At 68.4% G+C, this 18,694-nt stretch carries 13 protein-coding genes and 1 pseudogene; 7 read left to right on the top strand and 7 right to left on the bottom strand.

Annotated elements, in window-relative coordinates:
* Window positions 1-14 precede the first annotated feature (14 nt).
* The 5 genes from AC1DNC_RS14905 (at window position 15) to AC1DNC_RS14885 (ending at window position 7,564) form a co-directional block, all read left to right on the top strand.
* Entirely contained in the window at window positions 15-2,459 is a 2,445-nt protein-coding gene (locus AC1DNC_RS14905) for a Tex family protein (protein ID WP_476863308.1), read from the top strand.
* A 169-nt stretch (window positions 2,460-2,628) separates the two neighbouring features.
* A complete protein-coding gene (locus AC1DNC_RS14900; RefSeq protein ID WP_476863307.1) occupies window positions 2,629-4,023 on the top strand; it encodes an OFA family MFS transporter in 1,395 nt (464 codons plus the stop codon).
* Between the two features lies 1 nt (window position 4,024).
* A complete protein-coding gene (locus AC1DNC_RS14895) occupies window positions 4,025-4,168 on the top strand; it encodes an MFS transporter small subunit (RefSeq protein ID WP_476863306.1) in 144 nt (47 codons plus the stop codon).
* Between the two features lie 3 nt (window positions 4,169-4,171).
* On the top strand, window positions 4,172-6,004 hold the full coding sequence (locus AC1DNC_RS14890; RefSeq protein WP_476863305.1) for a gamma-glutamyltransferase family protein: 1,833 nt from the start codon (window positions 4,172-4,174) through the stop codon (window positions 6,002-6,004).
* Window positions 6,005-6,190: 186 nt separating this feature from the next.
* Window positions 6,191-7,564: a glycosyltransferase family 39 protein gene (locus AC1DNC_RS14885; protein WP_476863304.1), complete on the top strand. Its 1,374-nt coding sequence runs from the start codon at window positions 6,191-6,193 to the stop codon at window positions 7,562-7,564.
* 751 nt (window positions 7,565-8,315) lie between these two features.
* On the opposite strand, the pseudogene AC1DNC_RS14880 reads toward AC1DNC_RS14885, so the two are convergent.
* The 5 genes and pseudogenes from AC1DNC_RS14880 to AC1DNC_RS14860 form a co-directional block, all read right to left on the bottom strand.
* Window positions 8,316-9,811: pseudogene (locus AC1DNC_RS14880) on the bottom strand (HNH endonuclease signature motif containing protein).
* An 86-nt stretch (window positions 9,812-9,897) separates the two neighbouring features.
* Complete coding sequence (locus tag AC1DNC_RS14875) at window positions 9,898-10,650, bottom strand: YqjF family protein (protein ID WP_476863303.1); 753 nt, start codon at window positions 10,648-10,650, stop codon at window positions 9,898-9,900.
* A gap of 4 nt (window positions 10,651-10,654) precedes the next feature.
* On the bottom strand, window positions 10,655-11,044 hold the full coding sequence (locus AC1DNC_RS14870) for a DUF1622 domain-containing protein (protein WP_476863302.1): 390 nt from the start codon (window positions 11,042-11,044) through the stop codon (window positions 10,655-10,657).
* Between the two features lie 54 nt (window positions 11,045-11,098).
* Window positions 11,099-11,998, bottom strand: a complete 900-nt coding sequence (locus AC1DNC_RS14865; protein ID WP_476863301.1) for an SDR family oxidoreductase — start codon at window positions 11,996-11,998, stop codon at window positions 11,099-11,101.
* Window positions 11,999-12,126: 128 nt separating this feature from the next.
* Entirely contained in the window at window positions 12,127-13,032 is a 906-nt protein-coding gene (locus AC1DNC_RS14860; protein ID WP_476863300.1) for an MSMEG_6728 family protein, read from the bottom strand.
* A gap of 145 nt (window positions 13,033-13,177) precedes the next feature.
* Here AC1DNC_RS14860 and AC1DNC_RS14855 point away from each other — a divergent pair, with 145 nt between their 5' ends.
* Window positions 13,178-13,750 carry a hypothetical protein gene (locus AC1DNC_RS14855; protein ID WP_476863299.1) on the top strand — a complete coding sequence of 191 codons (573 nt, stop codon included), beginning with the start codon at window positions 13,178-13,180 and terminating at the stop codon, window positions 13,748-13,750.
* 13 nt (window positions 13,751-13,763) lie between these two features.
* Here the strand turns inward: AC1DNC_RS14855 and AC1DNC_RS14850 are convergent, their stop codons facing one another.
* On the bottom strand, window positions 13,764-16,397 hold the full coding sequence (locus tag AC1DNC_RS14850; RefSeq protein WP_476863298.1) for an excinuclease ABC subunit UvrA: 2,634 nt from the start codon (window positions 16,395-16,397) through the stop codon (window positions 13,764-13,766).
* A 48-nt stretch (window positions 16,398-16,445) separates the two neighbouring features.
* On the opposite strand from AC1DNC_RS14850, the gene AC1DNC_RS14845 reads away from it, so the two are divergent.
* The gene (locus AC1DNC_RS14845) at window positions 16,446-17,570 is read left to right on the top strand and encodes an adenosine deaminase (protein ID WP_476863297.1); all 1,125 of its coding nucleotides are present in this window, start codon (window positions 16,446-16,448) and stop codon (window positions 17,568-17,570) included.
* A 121-nt stretch (window positions 17,571-17,691) separates the two neighbouring features.
* Here AC1DNC_RS14845 and AC1DNC_RS14840 read toward each other — a convergent pair whose 3' ends face one another.
* Window positions 17,692-18,666, bottom strand: a complete 975-nt coding sequence (locus AC1DNC_RS14840; protein ID WP_476863296.1) for an aldo/keto reductase — start codon at window positions 18,664-18,666, stop codon at window positions 17,692-17,694.
* Window positions 18,667-18,694 lie beyond the last annotated feature (28 nt).

Here is an 18,694-nt window from a genome sequence, read left to right as displayed (position 1 = left end):
GCAAAATGGGAGGGGTGAGCCAACTCCCGCAGCACCCCGCCGTAACCTCCCCAGTCGAGACCCAGATCGCCGCCGAGCTCGGCGTGAAGCCCTGGCAGGTGAGAGCCGCCGTGGAGTTGCTCGACGCCGGATCCACGGTCCCCTTCATCGCCCGCTACCGCAAGGAAGCCACCGGGACGCTGGACGACACCCAGCTCCGAACCCTTGAGGAGCGGCTGCGCTACCTCCGCGAGCTGGAGGACCGCCGCCGGACCGTCCTTGAAGCGATCGCCGCGCAGGGGGCGCTGACCCCGGAACTGCAGGCCGCCGTCGTCGCTGCGGACACCAAGTCGCGGTTGGAAGACATCTACCTGCCGTTCAAGTCGAAACGGCGCACCAAGGCCCAGATCGCCCGCGAGGCCGGCCTCGAGCGCCTCGCGGACACGCTGCTGCAGCGCCCGGAACTGGACCCGGACCGCGAAGCTGCCCGCTACCTCAACGCCGAACATGCCATCGGGGACGCCGCCGCGGCGTTGGCCGGAGCCCGGTCCATCCTGGTCGAGCGCGTCGCCCAGGACGCTGACCTGGCCGCCACGCTGCGTGAGCGGCTCTGGACGCAGGGCCGGATGGTTTCCCGCGTCAAGAAGGGCAAGGAAGCCGAGGGGCAGAAGTTCAAGGACTACTTCGAGTTCTCCCAGGCCCCTTCCGGGATGCCCTCGCACCGGGTCCTCGCGCTGCTGCGCGGCGAAAAGGACGGTGTGCTGGAGCTGGATCTCAGTGAGGCGGAACCGAACGACGACGCCGCCCTGGCCGCCGCCCGCGGCCGGTATGAGGCCGCCGTGGCCCGGTTCCTCGGGGTCGCCGACCGAGGCCGGCTCGCCGACGCGTGGCTGCTTCAGACCGCGCAGCAGGCCTGGCGTTCCCGGGTCCTCAGCCGCCTGAGCGGGGATCTGCGCAGCCGGATGTTCGCCGCGGCGGAGGACGAGGCCGTGCGGGTGTTTGCGGCCAACCTCCGGGACGTGCTGCTCGCTGCCCCGGCCGGCAACCGTGCCACCTTGGGCTTGGACCCCGGGCTGCGCACAGGCGTGAAGGTCGCCGTCGTCGACGGAACCGGCAAGGTGGTCGCGACGGACACGGTCTACCCGCACGCTCCGGTACGGAAATGGGACGAGGCTCTGCGCACGCTCGTGGCGTTGGCCCGGAAGCACGGCGTTGAACTGGTGGCGATCGGCAACGGCACGGCATCTAGGGAGACGGACAAGCTCGCGGGGGAGCTGATCAAACAGCTCGGCGCGGAGGCTGGCCGCGCCCCGCAGAAGCTCGTGGTCTCCGAAGCCGGAGCGTCCGTGTACTCGGCGTCGGCGCTTGCCGCGGCCGAACTGCCCGGCATGGATGTCTCGCTGCGCGGCGCGGTCTCGATTGCCCGGCGGCTGCAGGATCCGCTCGCGGAACTGGTGAAGATCGAGCCGAAGTCGATCGGCGTCGGACAGTACCAGCACGACGTGACCGCAGCGAAGCTGGACCGCAGCCTCGACGCCGTGGTCGAGGACTGCGTCAACGCCGTGGGGGTGGACGTCAATACCGCCTCACCCGCGCTGCTGAGCCGGGTTGCCGGCGTTGGTCCGCTGCTGAGCGAGAACATCGTGGCGTACCGGAACGAACACGGCCCGTTCGCCAAGCGCAGCGAGCTGAAGAAGGTGCCCCGGCTGGGCGCGAAGGCTTTTGAACAGTGCGCGGGCTTCCTGCGGATAAGCGGGGGAGCGGAGCCGTTGGACGCCTCCAGCGTGCATCCGGAGGCCTACCCGCTGGCGCGCAAGATCAAGGCCGCGGCCGATGCCGGCGGCGCCCTGGCCACGCTGAACCCGCAGGACTTCGTGGACGGCTCGTTCGGCCTGCCGACCGTCCGGGACATCATCGCCGAGCTGGAAAAACCCGGACGGGACCCGCGGCCCGAATTCGCAGCGGCGACGTTCCTGGAAGGTATTGAGAAGATCTCCGACCTCAAACCGGGCATGGTGCTGGAGGGCACGGTCACGAATGTTGCCGCGTTCGGTGCGTTCGTTGACGTCGGCGTGCACCAGGACGGGCTGGTGCATGTCTCCGCGCTCGCCAACCGGTTCGTCTCCGACCCGCGCGAGGTGGTGAAGTCCGGCCAGGTGGTTCGGGTCAAGGTGCTGGAGGCGGACCCGGAACGGAAGCGCATCTCGCTGACGCTGAGGCTCGACGACGAACCGGGGGCGGCGGCAGGGCGTACGGGGTCCGGTGGGCGGCCGGCCCCTGCCGGACGGCCTGCGTCCCAGCAGCCGCGCCCGGGAGGGAAGCGACCCGGGGCCAGCCAGGCCGGGGCCGGTCAGACAGCACCCAAGGCAGCAGCAGCACCAAAGGCAGCACCCAAAGCAGCAGCCAAGGCCGCACCCAAGCCTGCACCGGCCAACACGGCGATGGCTGAGGCGCTGCGCAGGGCCGGACTCGGAAACTAGACCGACTCGCCGTTTACCGTTCAGCGCGGATTCCCTACCGCTCGGCGCTCGGATGGTACGTTTGCTGACGATTTGCACCATGATTGCCGGAGGCAACTGCCCTCATTTAGGGCTTTAGCCTCTAGATCACTGGGACATCGACGTCGTCAGACAAGCAAGGGGAGCAGTAATGGGTTGGCTGGACCGTGAACGAACCATCGCCCCGCCGGGGTTCAACCGGTGGCTCGTGCCGCCCGCGGCGCTCGCCGTCCACCTGTGCATCGGCCAGGCGTACGCGACGAGTGTTTACAAAACCGCCCTGGTCAAGCACTTCGGCGCCAGCCTGACCGAGATCGGCGTGATCTTCTCGATCGCAATCGTGATGCTCGGCCTGTCCGCCGCGATCATGGGCACCTGGGTGGACAAAAACGGCCCTCGCAAGGCGATGTTCACCTCGGCCATGTTCTGGGCCAGCGGCTTCCTGATCGGCTCCCTCGGCATCTTCACGCACCAGCTGTGGCTCGTCTACCTTGGCTACGGCGTGGTCGGCGGCATCGGCCTGGGCATCGGCTACATCTCGCCGGTGTCCACCCTGATCAAGTGGTTCCCGGACCGGCCCGGACTCGCCACCGGCATGGCCATCATGGGCTTCGGCGGCGGCGCGCTGATCGCCAGCCCTGTCTCCACCGCCCTGCTCAAGGCATACGACCCGAACTCGGGTGCGCAGGGCTGGGTGGCCAGCGGCGACTCGGTCGGCAAGCTCTTCCTGACCCTCGCCGTCGTCTACCTCGCGTACATGCTCTTCGGCGCCTTCACCATCAAGGTCCCTGCCGATGGCTGGAAGCCTGCCGGCTTCGACCCCGCCAAGGTCAAGGCGTCCAAGCTGGTCACCACGGACAACGTCTCGGCTAAGAACGCCGTCAAGACCAAGCAGTTCTGGCTGGTCTGGATTGCCCTGTTCTGCAACGTCACCGCCGGCATCGGCATCCTGGAGCAGGCCGCGCCGATGATCCAGGACTTCTTCCGGAAGTCCGACGGCGCGTCCCTGGTCAGCGCCGGTGTCGCCGCCGGCTTCGTTGGGCTGCTCTCCATCGGCAACATGGCCGGACGCTTCGCCTGGTCCGCCACCTCCGACCTGACCGGCCGCAAGCGTATCTACATGGTCTACCTCGGCGTCGGCGCGGTGCTCTACACGGTGCTGGCACTGGCCGGTTCCTCCACCACCTTCCTCTACGTGGCGCTCGCGTTCTTCATCATTTCCTTCTACGGCGGCGGCTTTGCCACGGCTCCGGCCTACCTGCGGGACCTCTTCGGCACCTTCCAGGTCGGCGCCATCCACGGCCGGCTGCTGACCGCCTGGTCCGCTGCCGGCGTCGCCGGACCGCTGATCGTCAATGCGTTCCTCGACGCCCAGGGCAAGCCCGGCCAGCTGAACGCCGCGTCGTACCAGCCGGCACTGCTGACCATGGTCGCGCTTCTGGTGGTCGGCTTTGTGGCCAACCTCCTGGTCAAGCCGGTCGACGCACGATTCCACGAACCACGACCGGACCGCGAGCGGTCGGCCGAACCCGCCATGGAGGCCTGAGATGAGCACAGCACACAACCCCGGCGCACAGGTCGCAGTCAAAGCGTCCACCGGCAAACTGGCGGTGGCGTGGGCCCTCGTCGGCGTGCCGCTGGCTTACGGGGTCTACGAGACCCTGACCCGCGTGGCGGCGCTGTTCGGCTGATCCATGATCTTTACCGCTCCTGAGCAGTTCACCACCCGGCCCACCCTGCAGGGCACCTTCGGGATGAGTGCATCCACGCATTGGATCGCGACGGCGGCGGCGCAGGCGGTGCTCGAACGCGGAGGTAACGCGTTCGACGCCGCCACAGCCGGCGCGTTCGTGCTGCACGTCGTGGAGCCCCACCTCAACGGCCCCGGCGGGGACATGACCGGCGTCTTTGTGACGGCGTCGGACCCCGGGACGCCGGTGGTGCTGATGGGCCAGGGGCCAGCGCCGGCCGCGGCCACGGTGGAGCACTACCGGTCCGAAGGACTGGACCTCGTGCCGGGCTCGGGGGCGCTGGCCGCCGCGGTGCCCGCCGCCGTCGACGCCTGGTTCCTGTTGTTGCGCGACCACGGCAGCTGGGAGCTGGAAGCGGTGCTGGACTTCGCGATCGGCTACGCGCGCGACGGTCATCCGCTGCTGGGCCGCGTCGGCTTCACGATTGCCACGGTGGCGGAGCTGTTCCAGGAGCACTGGCCCAGTTCGGCGGCGCTCTGGATGCCCGGCGGCAGAATCCCGGCCGAAGGCGAAGTGGTGCGCAATCCGGCTTACGCCCGGACGCTGGAAAGGCTCATCGAAGCCGGCACGGCGCTGGGCCCTGGCGGCTCCCGGGAGGCGCGCATCGACGCGGCCCGGCGGGAATGGCGCGAAGGATTCGTCGCCCGCGCCATGGCCGACTCCGTGCAGACCCCGCACCGGCACTCATCCGGGACGGACCACCGGGGCGTCCTGGCGTTGTCCGACCTGGCCGGTTTCGAGGCCGGCTACGACGTGGCCGCCACCGTGGAGTTCCGCGGGCACACAATCGCCAAGACCGGGCCGTGGGGGCAGGGGCCGGCGCTACTGCAGACCCTGGCCATCCTCGACGGGTTCGAAGACCAATACCTTGATCCATCCACCGAGCTCGGGGCGCACACGATCCTGGAGGCCCAGAAGCTCGCGCTGGCTGACCGCGAGGCGTACTACGGAGACACGGACGTGCCGCTGGAGTACCTGTTGTCCGAGGACTACTGCGCAAGCCGCCGGGAGCTCATCACCGAGCAGGCGTCACACGACTTCCGGCCGGGGAAGGTCCCCGGGCGCGAGCCCTACGTGCCGCAACTGCGGACCGAGTACACGCCGCCGGCCCTGGTTCGCAGCGGCGCCGTGTCCGCTCCGGCGGCACTGGGCGTGGGTGAGCCGACCGTTGCGCCGAGCGGGGAGACCCGCGGCGACACTTGCCACATCGACGTCGTGGACCGCTGGGGCAACATGGTTTCGGCTACACCGTCCGGGGGCTGGCTGCAGTCCTCGCCAGCGATTCCGGAGCTGGGCTTCTGCCTCGGCACCCGCCTGCAGATGACCTGGCTGGAGCCCTGCACACCGTCCACCCTCACGCCGGGCAAGCGGCCCCGCACCACCTTGACGCCGACGCTGGTGCTCCGCGGCGGCCGGGCGGTGACCGCGCTGGGCTCGCCCGGCGGAGACCAGCAGGACCAGTGGCAACTGCCTTACCTGCTGCGGACAATCGTGGGCGGCTACTCCCCGCAGCAGGCCATCGACGCGCCGACGTTCCATACGACGTCGATGCCCGGTTCGTTCTGGCCGCGCACCTGGGAACCCGGCGGCGCGGTGGTCGAAGAGCGGCTGGGTGAGGACGTGATCGAGGGGCTCAAGCGCCGAGGCCATGTTGTGACCGTGGCCGGCGGCTGGACCCTCGGCCGGCTGTCCGCCGTCGTGCGGGATCCTGCGACGGGAGTGCTGCAGGCTGCCGCCAATCCGCGGGGCGCCCAAGGGTACGCAGCAGGGCGGTAACGCCAGGGCGACTCGAGGCGGGCTCTAGCGGGCTCCGGCGGGACAACAATTGCCGGTCCGCATCCATGCTTAGATTATTTGGTGAATAGAACCAGCCGCGTCCCAGTAATCGTGGGATTGCTTGCCTTTCTCTATTCAATGGTTGGGGTGTCCGTCCCGAGCTTCTGGACTGACGAGGCAGCCACCGTGAGCGCGGTCAACCGGGACTTTCCCGAGCTTTTGACCATGCTGGGAAAAGTGGATGCGGTTCACGGTGTCTACTACATGCTGATGTATGGCTGGACCAGAATAATTGGGCTTTCCGAATTGTCCCTGCGCACACCCAGCCTGATCGCGGTGGCGGTGGCCGCCGGACTGCTGATGGCTCTCGGCCGCAGGCTGGGAGGGACCGCCTATGGCGTGAGCGCTGCGTTCATTTTCGTAATCCTGCCCAGGGTGCAATACGTGGCCACGGATGCCCGCTCGTACGCCATGACCGTGCTGGGCGCGGTGCTGGCAAGCTACCTGCTGGTGCTGATCCGCGCATCCCCGTCCAAATTGCGCTGGCTCTGGTACGGCCTCACCGGCCTGCTGACCGTCAGCCTGTCGTTTTACGCCGTGCTGGTGGTGGCGGCCCACGGGGTCACCCTGCTCGTCGACGGCCGTCTCCGCAAACAATGGCGAGGCATGGCACTGGCCTCGATCGGTTGGCTGGCGCCGGCAGCCATTGTCGCCGCCATCGCCTCCAGGCAACAATTCCAAATAGCCTGGGTGCCTCCGATCGGCGAGTCCACCCCCTATGAGGTCGCCTTCGTCCAGTTTTTCAGCGACGCTTATTACTCCACGGCGAACTTGGTCTCCAGCCCCAAACCGACACCGGGCGAGGATTTTTCGATGTACGGCCTGGCCTCGCTTGTCTGGGTCGCTGCCCTTGCCGGCGCAATTCTGGCCCGGAAGCACTTTGCAATAAAGCTGGCTTTGCCGTGGCTCGTGCTGCCGCCGGCATTGGTAATTATCGGATCGGCGATCATGGGCCGAGGCTATTACCTGCCGCGGTATGTTTCGTTCGAGCTGGCAAGCCTTCCCATGCTGGCCGCCGCGCCGCTCTTGGCCAGGCCGCTGGGACGTCGTCTCCACCAGGGCTGGCTGGCCGTCGCATTGGCAGCTGCGCTGGCGATCTCGCTGCCGTCATATGTGGGACAGCGGACCGAATACGGACGCATTGAGGGCGACGACTTCCGTTTCATCGCCCAAACCATCCACAAGTCTGCCCAGCCCGGCGACGCCTTCGTGATTAGCAACGACCGGGACATGGCGTTCAAGGCCTACCCCGACGACTTCCAAGGCCTGAATGATCCCACCATGGCCCGACCGGCCGCCCAGTGGGGACGCATCTTCGACCGACGATACGACGTGAAGACGGCAAGAAATCGAATCCTCAAGTACGACACTGTCTGGGTTGTGGAAATCACCACGAAAACCAGCGCGCGCAACGCGATGAAGGCCATTGGCTACGCACCGAAGCGGCAGTTCATGGGTCCGACGACGTCTGTCACTGAGTTCCAGCGCACGCGACCCTAGGGCGACCCTGGAACCCCGCGACGACGGCGGGCGGCCAGGTATGTTCCGACGGTTGCGGCGGCCGGGAGGGCGAGGAAGGTTCCTGCCCCAGCTGCGCCACTGGCCGCGCCGCCGACCGCGAGGAAGCCCGTGAGCCCAATCCACCACAAAAGGGCCGCCGCGAAAACTGCGACGACGAGGGCACCACGAGCCTCCAAATGATTCGGCACGCGGGAGCCAGATTTCGAGGGATTTCGTGGACGGGTCACCGCGCCCGACGCCACAGCTGCACGATGGCGGGCGGGGTGTGAGTATCCGGGCCCGGTCGGCAGAGGAACCGCAAACGCTGCTCCCCCAACAGTGCGTCTGGTACGGCGTGCCACGAAGTAAGTTCCCAGTGTCGCCACCGCAGGTACTGCGATAAAGACAAGCAGTCCTACCCCTCTGCTGGCGGGACCGCCGACCACGACATACCCGCTCAGCCCTATCCACCAGCAGAGAGCCGCGACGAACGCAGAAATGATCGCCAGAGCATGCGCCGAGCCGGAGCGGCTGGTCCTAAGAGACGTAAAGCTTCTGTCCCGCGTCATGGGAAGTCTCCTCTGAATCTTTAACTAAGGCCATCTGGTCGCTATCACACCACGGTTCAGCAGCTTTGATAAGGCCTGATCGCGAACGACTGAGCATGCTCCTTCGAGAACTCAGTGACATTCTGAGTCCAGAGCCGGGCCGATTTCGGCTGATAAAGCCACCAGTATGTTGATGCCCGCGTTCAGCATCTGAAGTAGTGGTTTCTTCGGGGTATCTGGGTGGGGTCGAGGTGGGGTGGTGGGATGAACCAGGGGATGCCGTTGCGGGGTTGGATGGTCCATTGTTCTTTGTGGGTCAGGTGGTGATGGTGGGAGCAGAGGAGGGTTCCGTTGTCTGCGGATGTGGTGCCGCCTTGGGACCAGTAGGTGATGTGGTGGGCTTCGCACCAGGGTGCGGGGATGGTGCAGCCGGGGAAGGCGCAGCCTTGGTCGCGGGCCGTGATGGCTTTGCGGAGGTGGGGCGGGAAGAGCCGGGTGGTGCGGCCGATGTCGAGGACCCTGCCGTCGGTGCCGAGGAGGACGGGGATGTGTCGGCGTCGCAGGCGATTTTGCGGATGGTCGCGGCGGTGACGGGTCCGGTGAACGCCATCGTGCCGGTGCCGGCGAACCCGAGCGGTCCCGCTCCGGGGCTGCGTCCGTCGGCGTCGGTGTCACGTTGGAGGCCTCGGAGGCGGTCGAGGAGGTCGCGGTAGTCGATGGTGACCATGACCTGGGGGCGGAGGCCTCCGGTGGCGGGCAGTCCGCCGGAGGCGAGGGCGACTTTGCAGGCGCCGACCAGCCCGTCGAGGGATTTCTGCGGCCGGGACCGCCGGTCGAGCACTGTTTCTCCGGCGGCCGCCTCTCCGCCGGGTTCGCTGCCCGCACGCCCGGTTGCCGAGTCACCGGAGTCGTTTGCCGGGGTGCCGGCGCGGGGGTTGGTAGCGGTGTTCATCACGGTGAGGAGGTGTTCGAACTGTTCGGTGGTGGCGAAGATTTCCAGGTGCTGCAGGCCGTGGCGGGGCTTGCGGATGAACGCGCCCTGTAACTGGCGCAGGAGCTCCTCACTGGGTTCGGCGCCGTCCTGGTCGATCGCGTCCACCCAGCGGCGGGCGATCCGGGCCAGGAAGTCCGGGTCGTGCTCCGCCGCGGTGGCCGTCAGGGCGTGTTCCATCCGGGCGGCGGTGTCCGGGTCGCACACCGGACGGACCCGGTCCAGTGCCTGGCTGATGATGGTCGCCGACCGGGAGGGCACCGCGCCGGCGGCCACGGCCGCGGCGAGTTCCTCGCGCAGGGGCGGAAGGACCTGCCCGGTGATCCCGGTGCGGGGCAGCACGGTCCCGGCGAGGCAGAGCCGGCGGTGGGCCTCGGCGGCGCTGATTTGGAGCCGGGCGCGCAGGAAGTCCCCGGTCTTGCGGTACCCGTCGCCGGCGGCCGGGAGCGCATCGGCGGCGGCTTCTTTGCGGGTCCGGTCCACGGCTTCAGCGGCAACCACCTGCAGATACTCCACCGCCCGGGAGATCTCCTCGACCCGGCCGGCGAACTCCGCCGCGCCCCGGAATCCGAGCAGCGCCGCGTCCCGCGCCGCCGTCGTACACAACTCCCGCAACTGCCGGGCAATGATGTCCATCCACGGAACCCCGCCCGCATTGCCGCCCGGCCAGCCGGGCGGACGAGCGATGAGAGCTGCGCTGATTCCCATGAACCAAGTTCATCAGAGACCTACGACATTATTGGCCGCAGTCGAAGGCGCACCGAGCAACTATCCGCAACAGAACGGCCACGGGCTCAGCTCCCGCCGGCCAGCGCCCTCGGCCGGCCAAACTGCGTCCGCACGCCGGGGGAGAACAACACGGATTCAGGCGGTCCTGTAACGGTGATGCCGGCGGCTGCGACGAGTTGATCCTGCAACACCGTCACCCGAGCCCGGTAGAGCGGCCAAGGCGCATGGGTATTGGGAATGTAGAGTGTTTTGCCGCGGAACGGGCTGTGCAGGCCAAATCGTGCCGTGAGGTGGACTGACAAGGGATCGGCTGCTTCGGTGTCCAGCTCCGGGACCGCCGCGAACTCGCTCCGGGCTCCGCCCCGAAAGCGACGGACGGAATAGCCCGTCGAGGGGTCGTTCGGGCTGGCAGCTCTGAAACGGTCCCGGGACCACACGTAGGGGATCCCCGCCGCGCGTGCTGCCAGGACCACCGCCAGCCGGGAAGCATCCAGGGTCAGGAAAACAACGCCCCGCGTACCGTCCGGTTCCCTGGAGTAGAGCCGCACGTTGATCTCGTTGAAGCTGCCGAAGTAGGGAATGCCGGGTCCGTGGCCCAGGCCGGCGCCCTGCATGCGGAAGCCGATGAGTCCCACCCAGGCCGAGCCGTCGCACTCGTCCGGCTCCACGCCGTCGGGCATGAACGCAGCCGCCACGGCCAGCGGAATGCGCCAGTGCAGGAATACGGCGTCCGTCCAGCGCTGGTCCATGATGACCGGCCGCGGCAGCTCGGGCGCCTCTGGCCAACCGCCCGCCTCCGGCCAAGGATCATTACCCATTGGGTCAGCCGGCCGTCGAGGCCGTCTGGGCGGCCGCCGGTTGCTTTTGCCAGGGCCAGCGCCCAGTGATTTCGAGCTCGAGCGAGAAGCTCAGGAAGGTTCGGATCAGCACGATGATGGCCAGCACGCCGACGCTCTCGAAGGTCGGCGTGACGGCGACGGTTCGGATGATGTCGGCGGCCACCAACAGTTCGAGGCCCAGCAGGATGGAGCGGCCCAGCAGTTGCCGGTAGGACCGGTAGACCGAGAGCGGTTCGGACCCGGCCGGCAGCTGCCGCGGTTGAAATCCCCTCAGGGCCATCGGGATGGACACCAGGGCGCCGATGACCATGATGGCCACGCCGGCGAAGTCCATGAACCGGCCGACCGTCTCGATGATGTGCTGAAAATCCATGCTGCCCCTTGGAGGAGTCGAGTGTGAAAATTAGTGGTCAGCGAGCAAACGGCATCACGGGTGCCGCTCGCCGACGCCGGCGAGGATCGCTCGGTAGCCCTCGCGGAAGCTTGGATACTCGAACTCGAAGCCGGTGGAGCGCAGCAGCGCGCTGCTGACACGCTTGTTTCCGCCGCGGGACGGCTCGCCGCTGCCTGTCCGCCCGGGCTCGCCGGCCGAGGCAGCCCCCGCTTCGAGACGAGGCTCCGGGAGTCCCAGCTCGACCGCCAGGAAGCGCAACACCTCGCCGAGTTCGGCGGGCTCGTTGTCCACGCCCAGATACAACGGCGCCGGCTCTGCGTCCATGGTGCATAGGTGCACGATCGCGGCAGCGGCGTCGTCACGGTGGATCCGGTTGGTGAAGCGGGACTCGGCCGGAATGATGGCGCTCCCGCCGCGCACCTGGTCGATCAGCCGGGTGCGGCCCGGCCCGTAGATCCCGCCGAGGCGCAGCACCACCGGCGCAATCCCGGTGCCGCGGAGCCGGCTGAAGAGCAACTCCTCGGCTTCGCGGATGATGCGGCCGGAGAATCCACCTGGGTTCGGCGTCGTGGTCTCGTCCACCCAGCCGCCCCCGGCGCCGCCGTACACCGCGGTGGAGGAGACAAACAGCACCCGGCGGACCGGCGCACCGGACGCCACTACGGCGTCGAGCACGTGCGCCAGGCCGTCCACATACGCCGCCCGGTAGGCCTCCTCGGTGGGGGAGTCCGCGGCGATGGCGACGACGACGGCTGTGGTGTCCGCGGGGACCGGTGGCAGTGTGCCGGAGCTCAGGTCCGCCGCAGCGCCCTCGATGGCCTCAGGGAGTTTTTCCGGTGAGCGCCGCCAGCCCACCACGCGGTGCCCGGCCGCGGCAAAACGCAGCCCGGCCTCGGTCCCCAGATCGCCGCAACCGGCCAGCAGTACAGTCATACCGGCAAGTCTGCCAGCAATTCCGGGGCGGTGAGGTCGGCAGCAGACGTACTCGCGGGTTCCGACCCACCTCGACGCTACGAAACGCCGACTGCGGACGGAACCCGCGAGCGGTCAGGCCCCCCGAGCTAGCGTGCCGGGATCGGGAAGAAAGCCCGGGGATCCTGCAGCAGCGCCGGGTAGTCGAAGTCCCGGCGGGCCAGGATTTCGTTGACCTGGAAGTTGCGGGCAAAGTGGCCGTCCACCGTGATCGGACGGCCCTGGACCTCGCCGACGGCGAAGGAGCGGCCGCCCTCGAGCGGGATTGCCACGATCGACTTGCCGGGCAGCGTGGTGAAGGCCTCTTCCTGCGCTTGGCGCTTGCGGGTGGGCTTCTTCACCAGCGGCTTGGCCGGGCGCTTGCGGGCGTTCTTGTCCGGCCGGCGCGAACCGTTGTCCGCGTAGACGAACTGGTACTCCTCGTCCCCGGCAGGGCTGTTCGCCTTGCCGCGCACGGGTGGCAGGCTGATCGTGTCCAGCTGCTGCGGATCCGTGTCTCCCAGCGGCAGGCGGAGGACCCACATCCGGTCGCCGGTGGGGTCTTCCGGGAGCAGTTCGTGCTTGGGCTCGGGCCAGACGTACTCCAGGTCCGGGTCCGTGCCGGGGAACACCGACGCGTAGAACCGCTCATCCTTGGCGAGGAGCCGGGAGCGGTGGCTGAGGTGGAAATCCGGGTTGCCGAGCCAGTAGGGCATCGGGATCCTGGCAGCGTAGTCAGGGTGCGCGGCCTGCGGAGCGAACTCCATGATCTTTTCCCGGGTGGTGTCTTCGCCGCCGCGGGCGGTCCATTCGTCCACCATGGCCAGGCCGTACATCGTCAGCGCAGGGACGTGTCCCATCCACATCCGGACGGCGGGGTGGGACTGCCAGCCGTATTCGGGAATCACCAGCGCGCGCAGCATTTGCAGCGCCTCGACGCGCTGCTTGCCGAGCCGCGCGGGGTCAAGGGCCGCGGCGCTCTGCTGGAAATCGGGGAAGGGGAGGAAAGTCTGCATCTCTCCAGTTTGGGGCCACGGGGCCGCATCGCCAATTGCTGGGGCCGCCGGGTGAGCGTGTTCACATCGCGGATACGTACAGACAGCTCCCAGACCGGGGATTTATCATTTACGGGAACCACCCCAGCCGCACGGAAGACCCGCCATGACCCTTGAATCAACGGCGCCCATTGCGCCCAAATACGGACAAATGCTCGGCCCGGAAGCCAACGGAATCCTGGTCCTCGAAGAATTCACGCTGGACCCGGCCGAGGCCCGCAAGGAACAGCACGGTTTCCGCGCGGCCCTTGCCTCGGTGGCCCTGACCATGCGGCGGCTGCTGGCGTTCCGGCTGTTCATCGCCGTCGTAGCGATCGCCAATTTGCCGCTGTTCCTGCTCTCCAGCGGTTGGGAAATCTATGCGATCTCGCTCACCCTGGTGGTGGCTGTGCACGCGGCCGTGTCTTGGCTGAACCGGCATGAGCCGCGGCTGCGGCAGCGCCGGATGCTCGAACTCCACCTGCACCGGGAGCGCAGCGCCAACTACCGCAAGGTCCGTGACGCGGTGAAGTACGTGATCGACACCCCGGCCCGGATGAACGAACAGCTCTACCTGGAACTGCTCGCAGCCAAGCGCGTCGCCCTGCACCTCGCGCAGGGCACCGTGGCCCTGCTGGACACCAGCGACGACACCGCCTGGAAGGTCCGCATCATCCGCGAACTGCCCCGCGCCGCGTAGAGCCTGCTCCGCTTTAGCCCTTCAGGACCGCCCCGAGGTACGGGGCGGTCCTGCTCTTTTTGGAGCGTGCGACGACGGCGGGTTCCCCTGCTGCGATGATCTTGCCGCCGGCGTCGCCACCGGCAGGTCCGAGGTCGATCACCCAGTCCGCGGCGGCCACCACGTCCATCTCGTGTTCCACCACCACGACGGTGTTCCCGGCGTCGACCAGCCGGTGCAGCTGGGCCATCAGGAGTTCGACGTCGGCCGGGTGCAGTCCGGTGGTGGGCTCGTCCAGCAGGTAGAGCGAGTGGCCGCGCTGGGCGCGCTGCAGTTCGGTGGCGAGTTTGATCCGCTGGGCCTCGCCGCCGGAGAGTTCGGTGGCGGGCTGGCCCAGCCGGAGGTAGCCCAGGCCCACTTCGCGCAGGGTTTGCAGGGCGCGCGCGGCGGCCGGGACGTCGGTGAGGAAGTCCGCGGCCACGTTGACCGTCATGCCGAGCACCTCCGCCACGTTCTTGCCGCGGTAGGTGACCTCCAGGGTTTCGGGGTTGTAGCGCGATCCGTGGCATTCCGGGCAGGGGCCGTAGCTGCCGGGCAGGAAGAGCAGCTCCACGGCCACAAAGCCTTCACCCTGGCAGGTCTCGCAGCGCCCGCCGGCGACGTTGAAGGAAAAACGTCCGGCGCCAAAGCCGCGGGCCTTGGCCTGGTCGGTCGCCGCGAATTCCTTGCGGACGGCGTCGAACAGCCCGGTATAGGTGGCGAGGTTGGAGCGCGGCGTGCGGCCGATCGGTTTCTGGTCCACTTTCACGAGCCGGTCGATGTGCTCCAGCCCGGACACCGGCCCGACGCTCAGCGGCGCGCTGAGCTCCTCGGCCTCGTCGGCCACCTCGTCCGGTGACGCCGCGGCGCCGGCCGTGGCGTCAGCCCCCGGGTGCAGCCAGGAGTTGGCCACCTCGGCGAGGACCTGGCTGACCAGCGTCGACTTGCCCGAACCGGAGACCCCGGTGACGGCGGTGAGCACCCCGAGCGGGAAGTTCGCATCGAGGTTCTGCAGGTTGTGGCGGCTAATGTCGCGCAGCTCGAGCCAGCCGGCGGCCTCGCGGCGGGTGCCGCGCCCGGGGCGGCGGGTGCCCTTGCCCGCCGAACCGGGCGCGCCGCCGTCGTCCGCCTTGAGCCCGGCCGCCTTGAGACCGTCCGCATTGAGCCCGTCTGCTTCCGGGAACAGGTACGGCCGCGTGACGGAGGCGTCGATCTCGGCGAGGCCGGCCACCGGGCCGCTGTAGAGCACCTCGCCGCCGCCCTCGCCGGCGCGCGGGCCCACGTCCACCAGCCAGTCGGCGCGGCGCACCACGTCCATGTTGTGCTCCACCACGAACACCGAGTTTCCGGAGGACTTGAGCTGGTCCAGCACCGCGAGCAGGGGTTCGGCGTCGGCGGGGTGCAGGCCGGCGGAGGGCTCGTCGAGCACGTAGATCACACCGAACAGGCCGGAGCGCAGCTGGGTGGCGATGCGGAGGCGTTGCATTTCGCCGGGGGAAAGCGTGGGGGTGGAACGGCCCAGCGCGAGGTAGCCCAGGCCCAGGTCCAGGAGCACGGTGACGCGCTGCAGCAGGTCGCGGGTGATCGCGACGGCCACCTCGTTGGACTCGCCGGAGGACTGCTTGCGGGAGGCAGTCCCGGCGGAGGTCAGTTCGGTGGTGGGCCGGATGATCTGCGCCAGTTCGGTCATCGGGACGGCGTTGAGCTCGGCGATGGTCTTGCCGGCGAAGGTCACGGCGAGGGCCTCGGGGCGCAGGCCGCTGCCGCCGCAGCGCGGGCACGGGCCGGTTTCCATGTAGCGAAGCACCCGGTCGCGCATGGTGGTGCTCTTGGAATCGGCGAGTGTGTGCAGGACGTAGCTGCGGGCGCTCCAGAAGCGGCCCTTATAGGGTTTGGCGACGCGGTCGCGCTGCGGTGTCACCTCCACCACGGGCTGCTCCTCGGTGAAGAGGATCCAGTCCCGCTGCTTCTTGGGCAGCTTCCGCCACGGGGTGTCGACGTCGTAGCCCAGGTGCGTGAGGATGTCGCGCAGGTTCTTGCCCTGCCAGGCGCCCGGCCAGGCAGCGATGGCGCCGTCCCGGATGCTCAGCGAGGGGTCCGGGACCAGCGAGGACTCGGTGACCGCGTGGGCGATGCCGAGGCCGTGGCATTCGGGGCAGGCCCCCGCCGCGGTGTTGGGGGAGAAGGCGTCCGAGTCGAGCGACGCGGCGCCGTCGGGGTAGCTGCCGGCGCGGGAGAAGAGCATCCGGAGCGAGTTGGACAGCGTGGTGACGGTGCCCACCGTGGAGCGGGAACTGGGGGTGCCGCGCCGCTGCTGGAGCGCGACGGCGGGCGGGAGGCCGGTGATCAGCTCCACCTTCGGGTTGTGCCCCTGTTGGATCAGCCGCCGGGCGTAGGGCGCCACGGATTCGAAGTACCGGCGCTGGGCCTCGGCGTAGATGGTGCCGAAGGCGAGCGAGGACTTGCCGGAGCCGGAGACGCCGGTGAAGGCGACGATTGCGTCGCGGGGCACGTCCACGTCCACGTTGCGCAGGTTGTTCTCCCGGGCGCCGCGGACCCGGACGAAGCCGTCCGTGGGGTGGTCCGGCGTGACGCCGGTGAGATCGGAAGCCTGCTGATTATTCTGCATCTGTTCGACTCTATCCGTCCTTGCCTCGGGCGGGCATATCCTTACCGAATGGAAACTTACGACGGTGGTGCTAAGGCGCCGCAAGCTGAGCCGCAAGGGGAGCCGCAGGCTGAGCGGGAGGCTGAGCAGGACGCTGGGCGCGAAGCTGAAACCGTTCCCGAGTTCGCCGAAATCCCCGAGGAGGTCCACGCGGCGCTGCCGGTGGCCGAGCTGCACCTGCACATCGAGGGAACGCTGGAGCCGGAACTGATCTTTGCGCTCGCCGAACGGAACAACATCACGCTGCCGTACGCGGACCTGGACGAGTTGCGTGCCCGGTACGAATTCACCGACCTGCAGTCGTTCCTGGACTTGTACTACGCGAACATGGCCGTGCTGCAGACCGAGCAGGACTTCGCCGACATGACCCGCGCCTACCTGGCGCGGGCCGCCAAGGCCGGGGTGCGGCATGCCGAGATCATGCTGGATCCGCAGGCGCACCTGACCCGCGGCGTGTCCCTGGAGACCTGCGTGAACGGCGTGGCCTCGGTGCTGGCCACCTCGGCGGAGGAATTCGGCATCTCCACCCTGCTGATCGCGGCGTTCCTGCGCGACCTGTCCGAGGAATCGGCGCTCGAGGTGCTGGAGCAGTTGCTCGCCATGGGTGCGCCGATCGCCGGAATCGGCCTCGACTCGGCCGAGGTGGGCAACCCGCCGTCGAAGTTCGAAAGGCTCTTCGCCCGCGCCGCGGAAGCCGGGCTGCGGCGGATCGCGCACGCCGGTGAGGAGGGTCCGCCGTCGTACATCATCGAGGCGCTGGACCTGCTGGGCGTGGAACGGATCGACCATGGCATCCGCTGCATGGAGGACCCCGAGCTGGTGGAACGCATGGTCAACGAGCTCATGCCGCTGACCGTCTGCCCGCTCTCCAACGTCCGGCTCCGCGCGGTTGACACGCTCGCCGACCACCCGCTGCCGGGCATGCTCGCGGCCGGGCTGAACGTCAGCGTGAATTCTGACGACCCGGCCTACTTCGGCGGGTACGTGGATGACAACTTTGCCCAGCTCAAGTCCGTGATCGGCCTCTCCGAGTTCGACTGCGTGCGGCTCGCGGCGAACTCCATCCGGTCCTCCTTCGCAAGCGAGGAACGCAAGACCGAGCTGCTGGCCGAACTGGCTGCCTCGGGGCGCTAACCCCCTCGGTTGCCGGCCCTCGGGCCGCTAACCCTCTTGGTTGCTCTCTCACTTGTGGCTGCTAAACCGGCCGGATAGGAGCCATAAGTGAGAGAGCAACGCCCGGGGCGGGGCGGGGCGACTAGACGTCGATGCTGTCCATGTGCGGGTAACGGGCGCCGGCGGCGACGCCGGCCGGGGCCAGCTCATCGAGCCGGGCAAGGTCGCTCGCGGAGAGCTCGACGTCGACGGCGCCCAGGTTTTCCTGCAGCCGTTCGCGCTTCTTGGTCCCGGGGATCGGCACGATGTGCTCGCCCTGGGCCAGCAGCCAGGCGAGCGCGAGCTGCGCGGGGGTGCAGCCCTTCTCGCGGGCGAGCTCCGTGACTCGGTCCACGAGTTCCAGGTTGCGGGTGAAGTTCTCGCCCTGGAAGCGCGGCGAGTGGCGGCGGAAGTCGTCTTCGGCGAAGTCCTCCTCGCTGCGCAGCTGGCCGGTGAGGAAGCCGCGGCCCAGCGGGCTGTAGGGGACGAAGCCAATGCCGAGTTCGGCGAGCACCGGGAAAATCTTGGTCTCGGGCTCGCGCTCCCACAGGGAATATTCGGTCTGCAGGGCGGTGATGGGGTGCACGGCGTGGGCCCGGCGGACGGTGTCGGCGCTGGCCTCGGAGAGTCCCAGGTGCTTGACCTTGCCGGCCTGGACCAGCTCGGCCATGGCGCCGACGGTCTCCTCGATCGGCACGGTCTTGTCCACCCGGTGCTGGTAATACAGGTCGATGTGGTCGACGCCGAGGCGCTGCAGGCTCGCGTCGCACGCGGCCCGGACGTATTCGGGCTTGCCGTTGATACCGACCCACGACCCGTCCTCGCGGCGTTCGTTGCCGAATTTGGTGGCCAGCACGACGTCGTCACGGCGGCCTGCGATGGCGCCCCCCACCAGCTTCTCATTGGTGAACGGGCCGTACATGTCCGCGGTGTCCAGCAGGGTTCCGCCGGCATCAAGGAAGGCGTGGATGGTGGCGACGGACTCCCGTTCGTCGCCCTGGCCGTAAAACTCGCTCATGCCCATGCAGCCCAGTCCGAGGGCGGAGACGGTGAGCGAGCCAAGGGTGCGTGATTCCATAGGGATCTCCTGAACAGAGGGGGATGGA

The organism is Arthrobacter sp. 01N442, from assembly GCF_056399345.1.
Note: the sequence above shows the minus strand (reverse complement) of the source record. Positions and strands in the feature narration are given on the sequence as shown.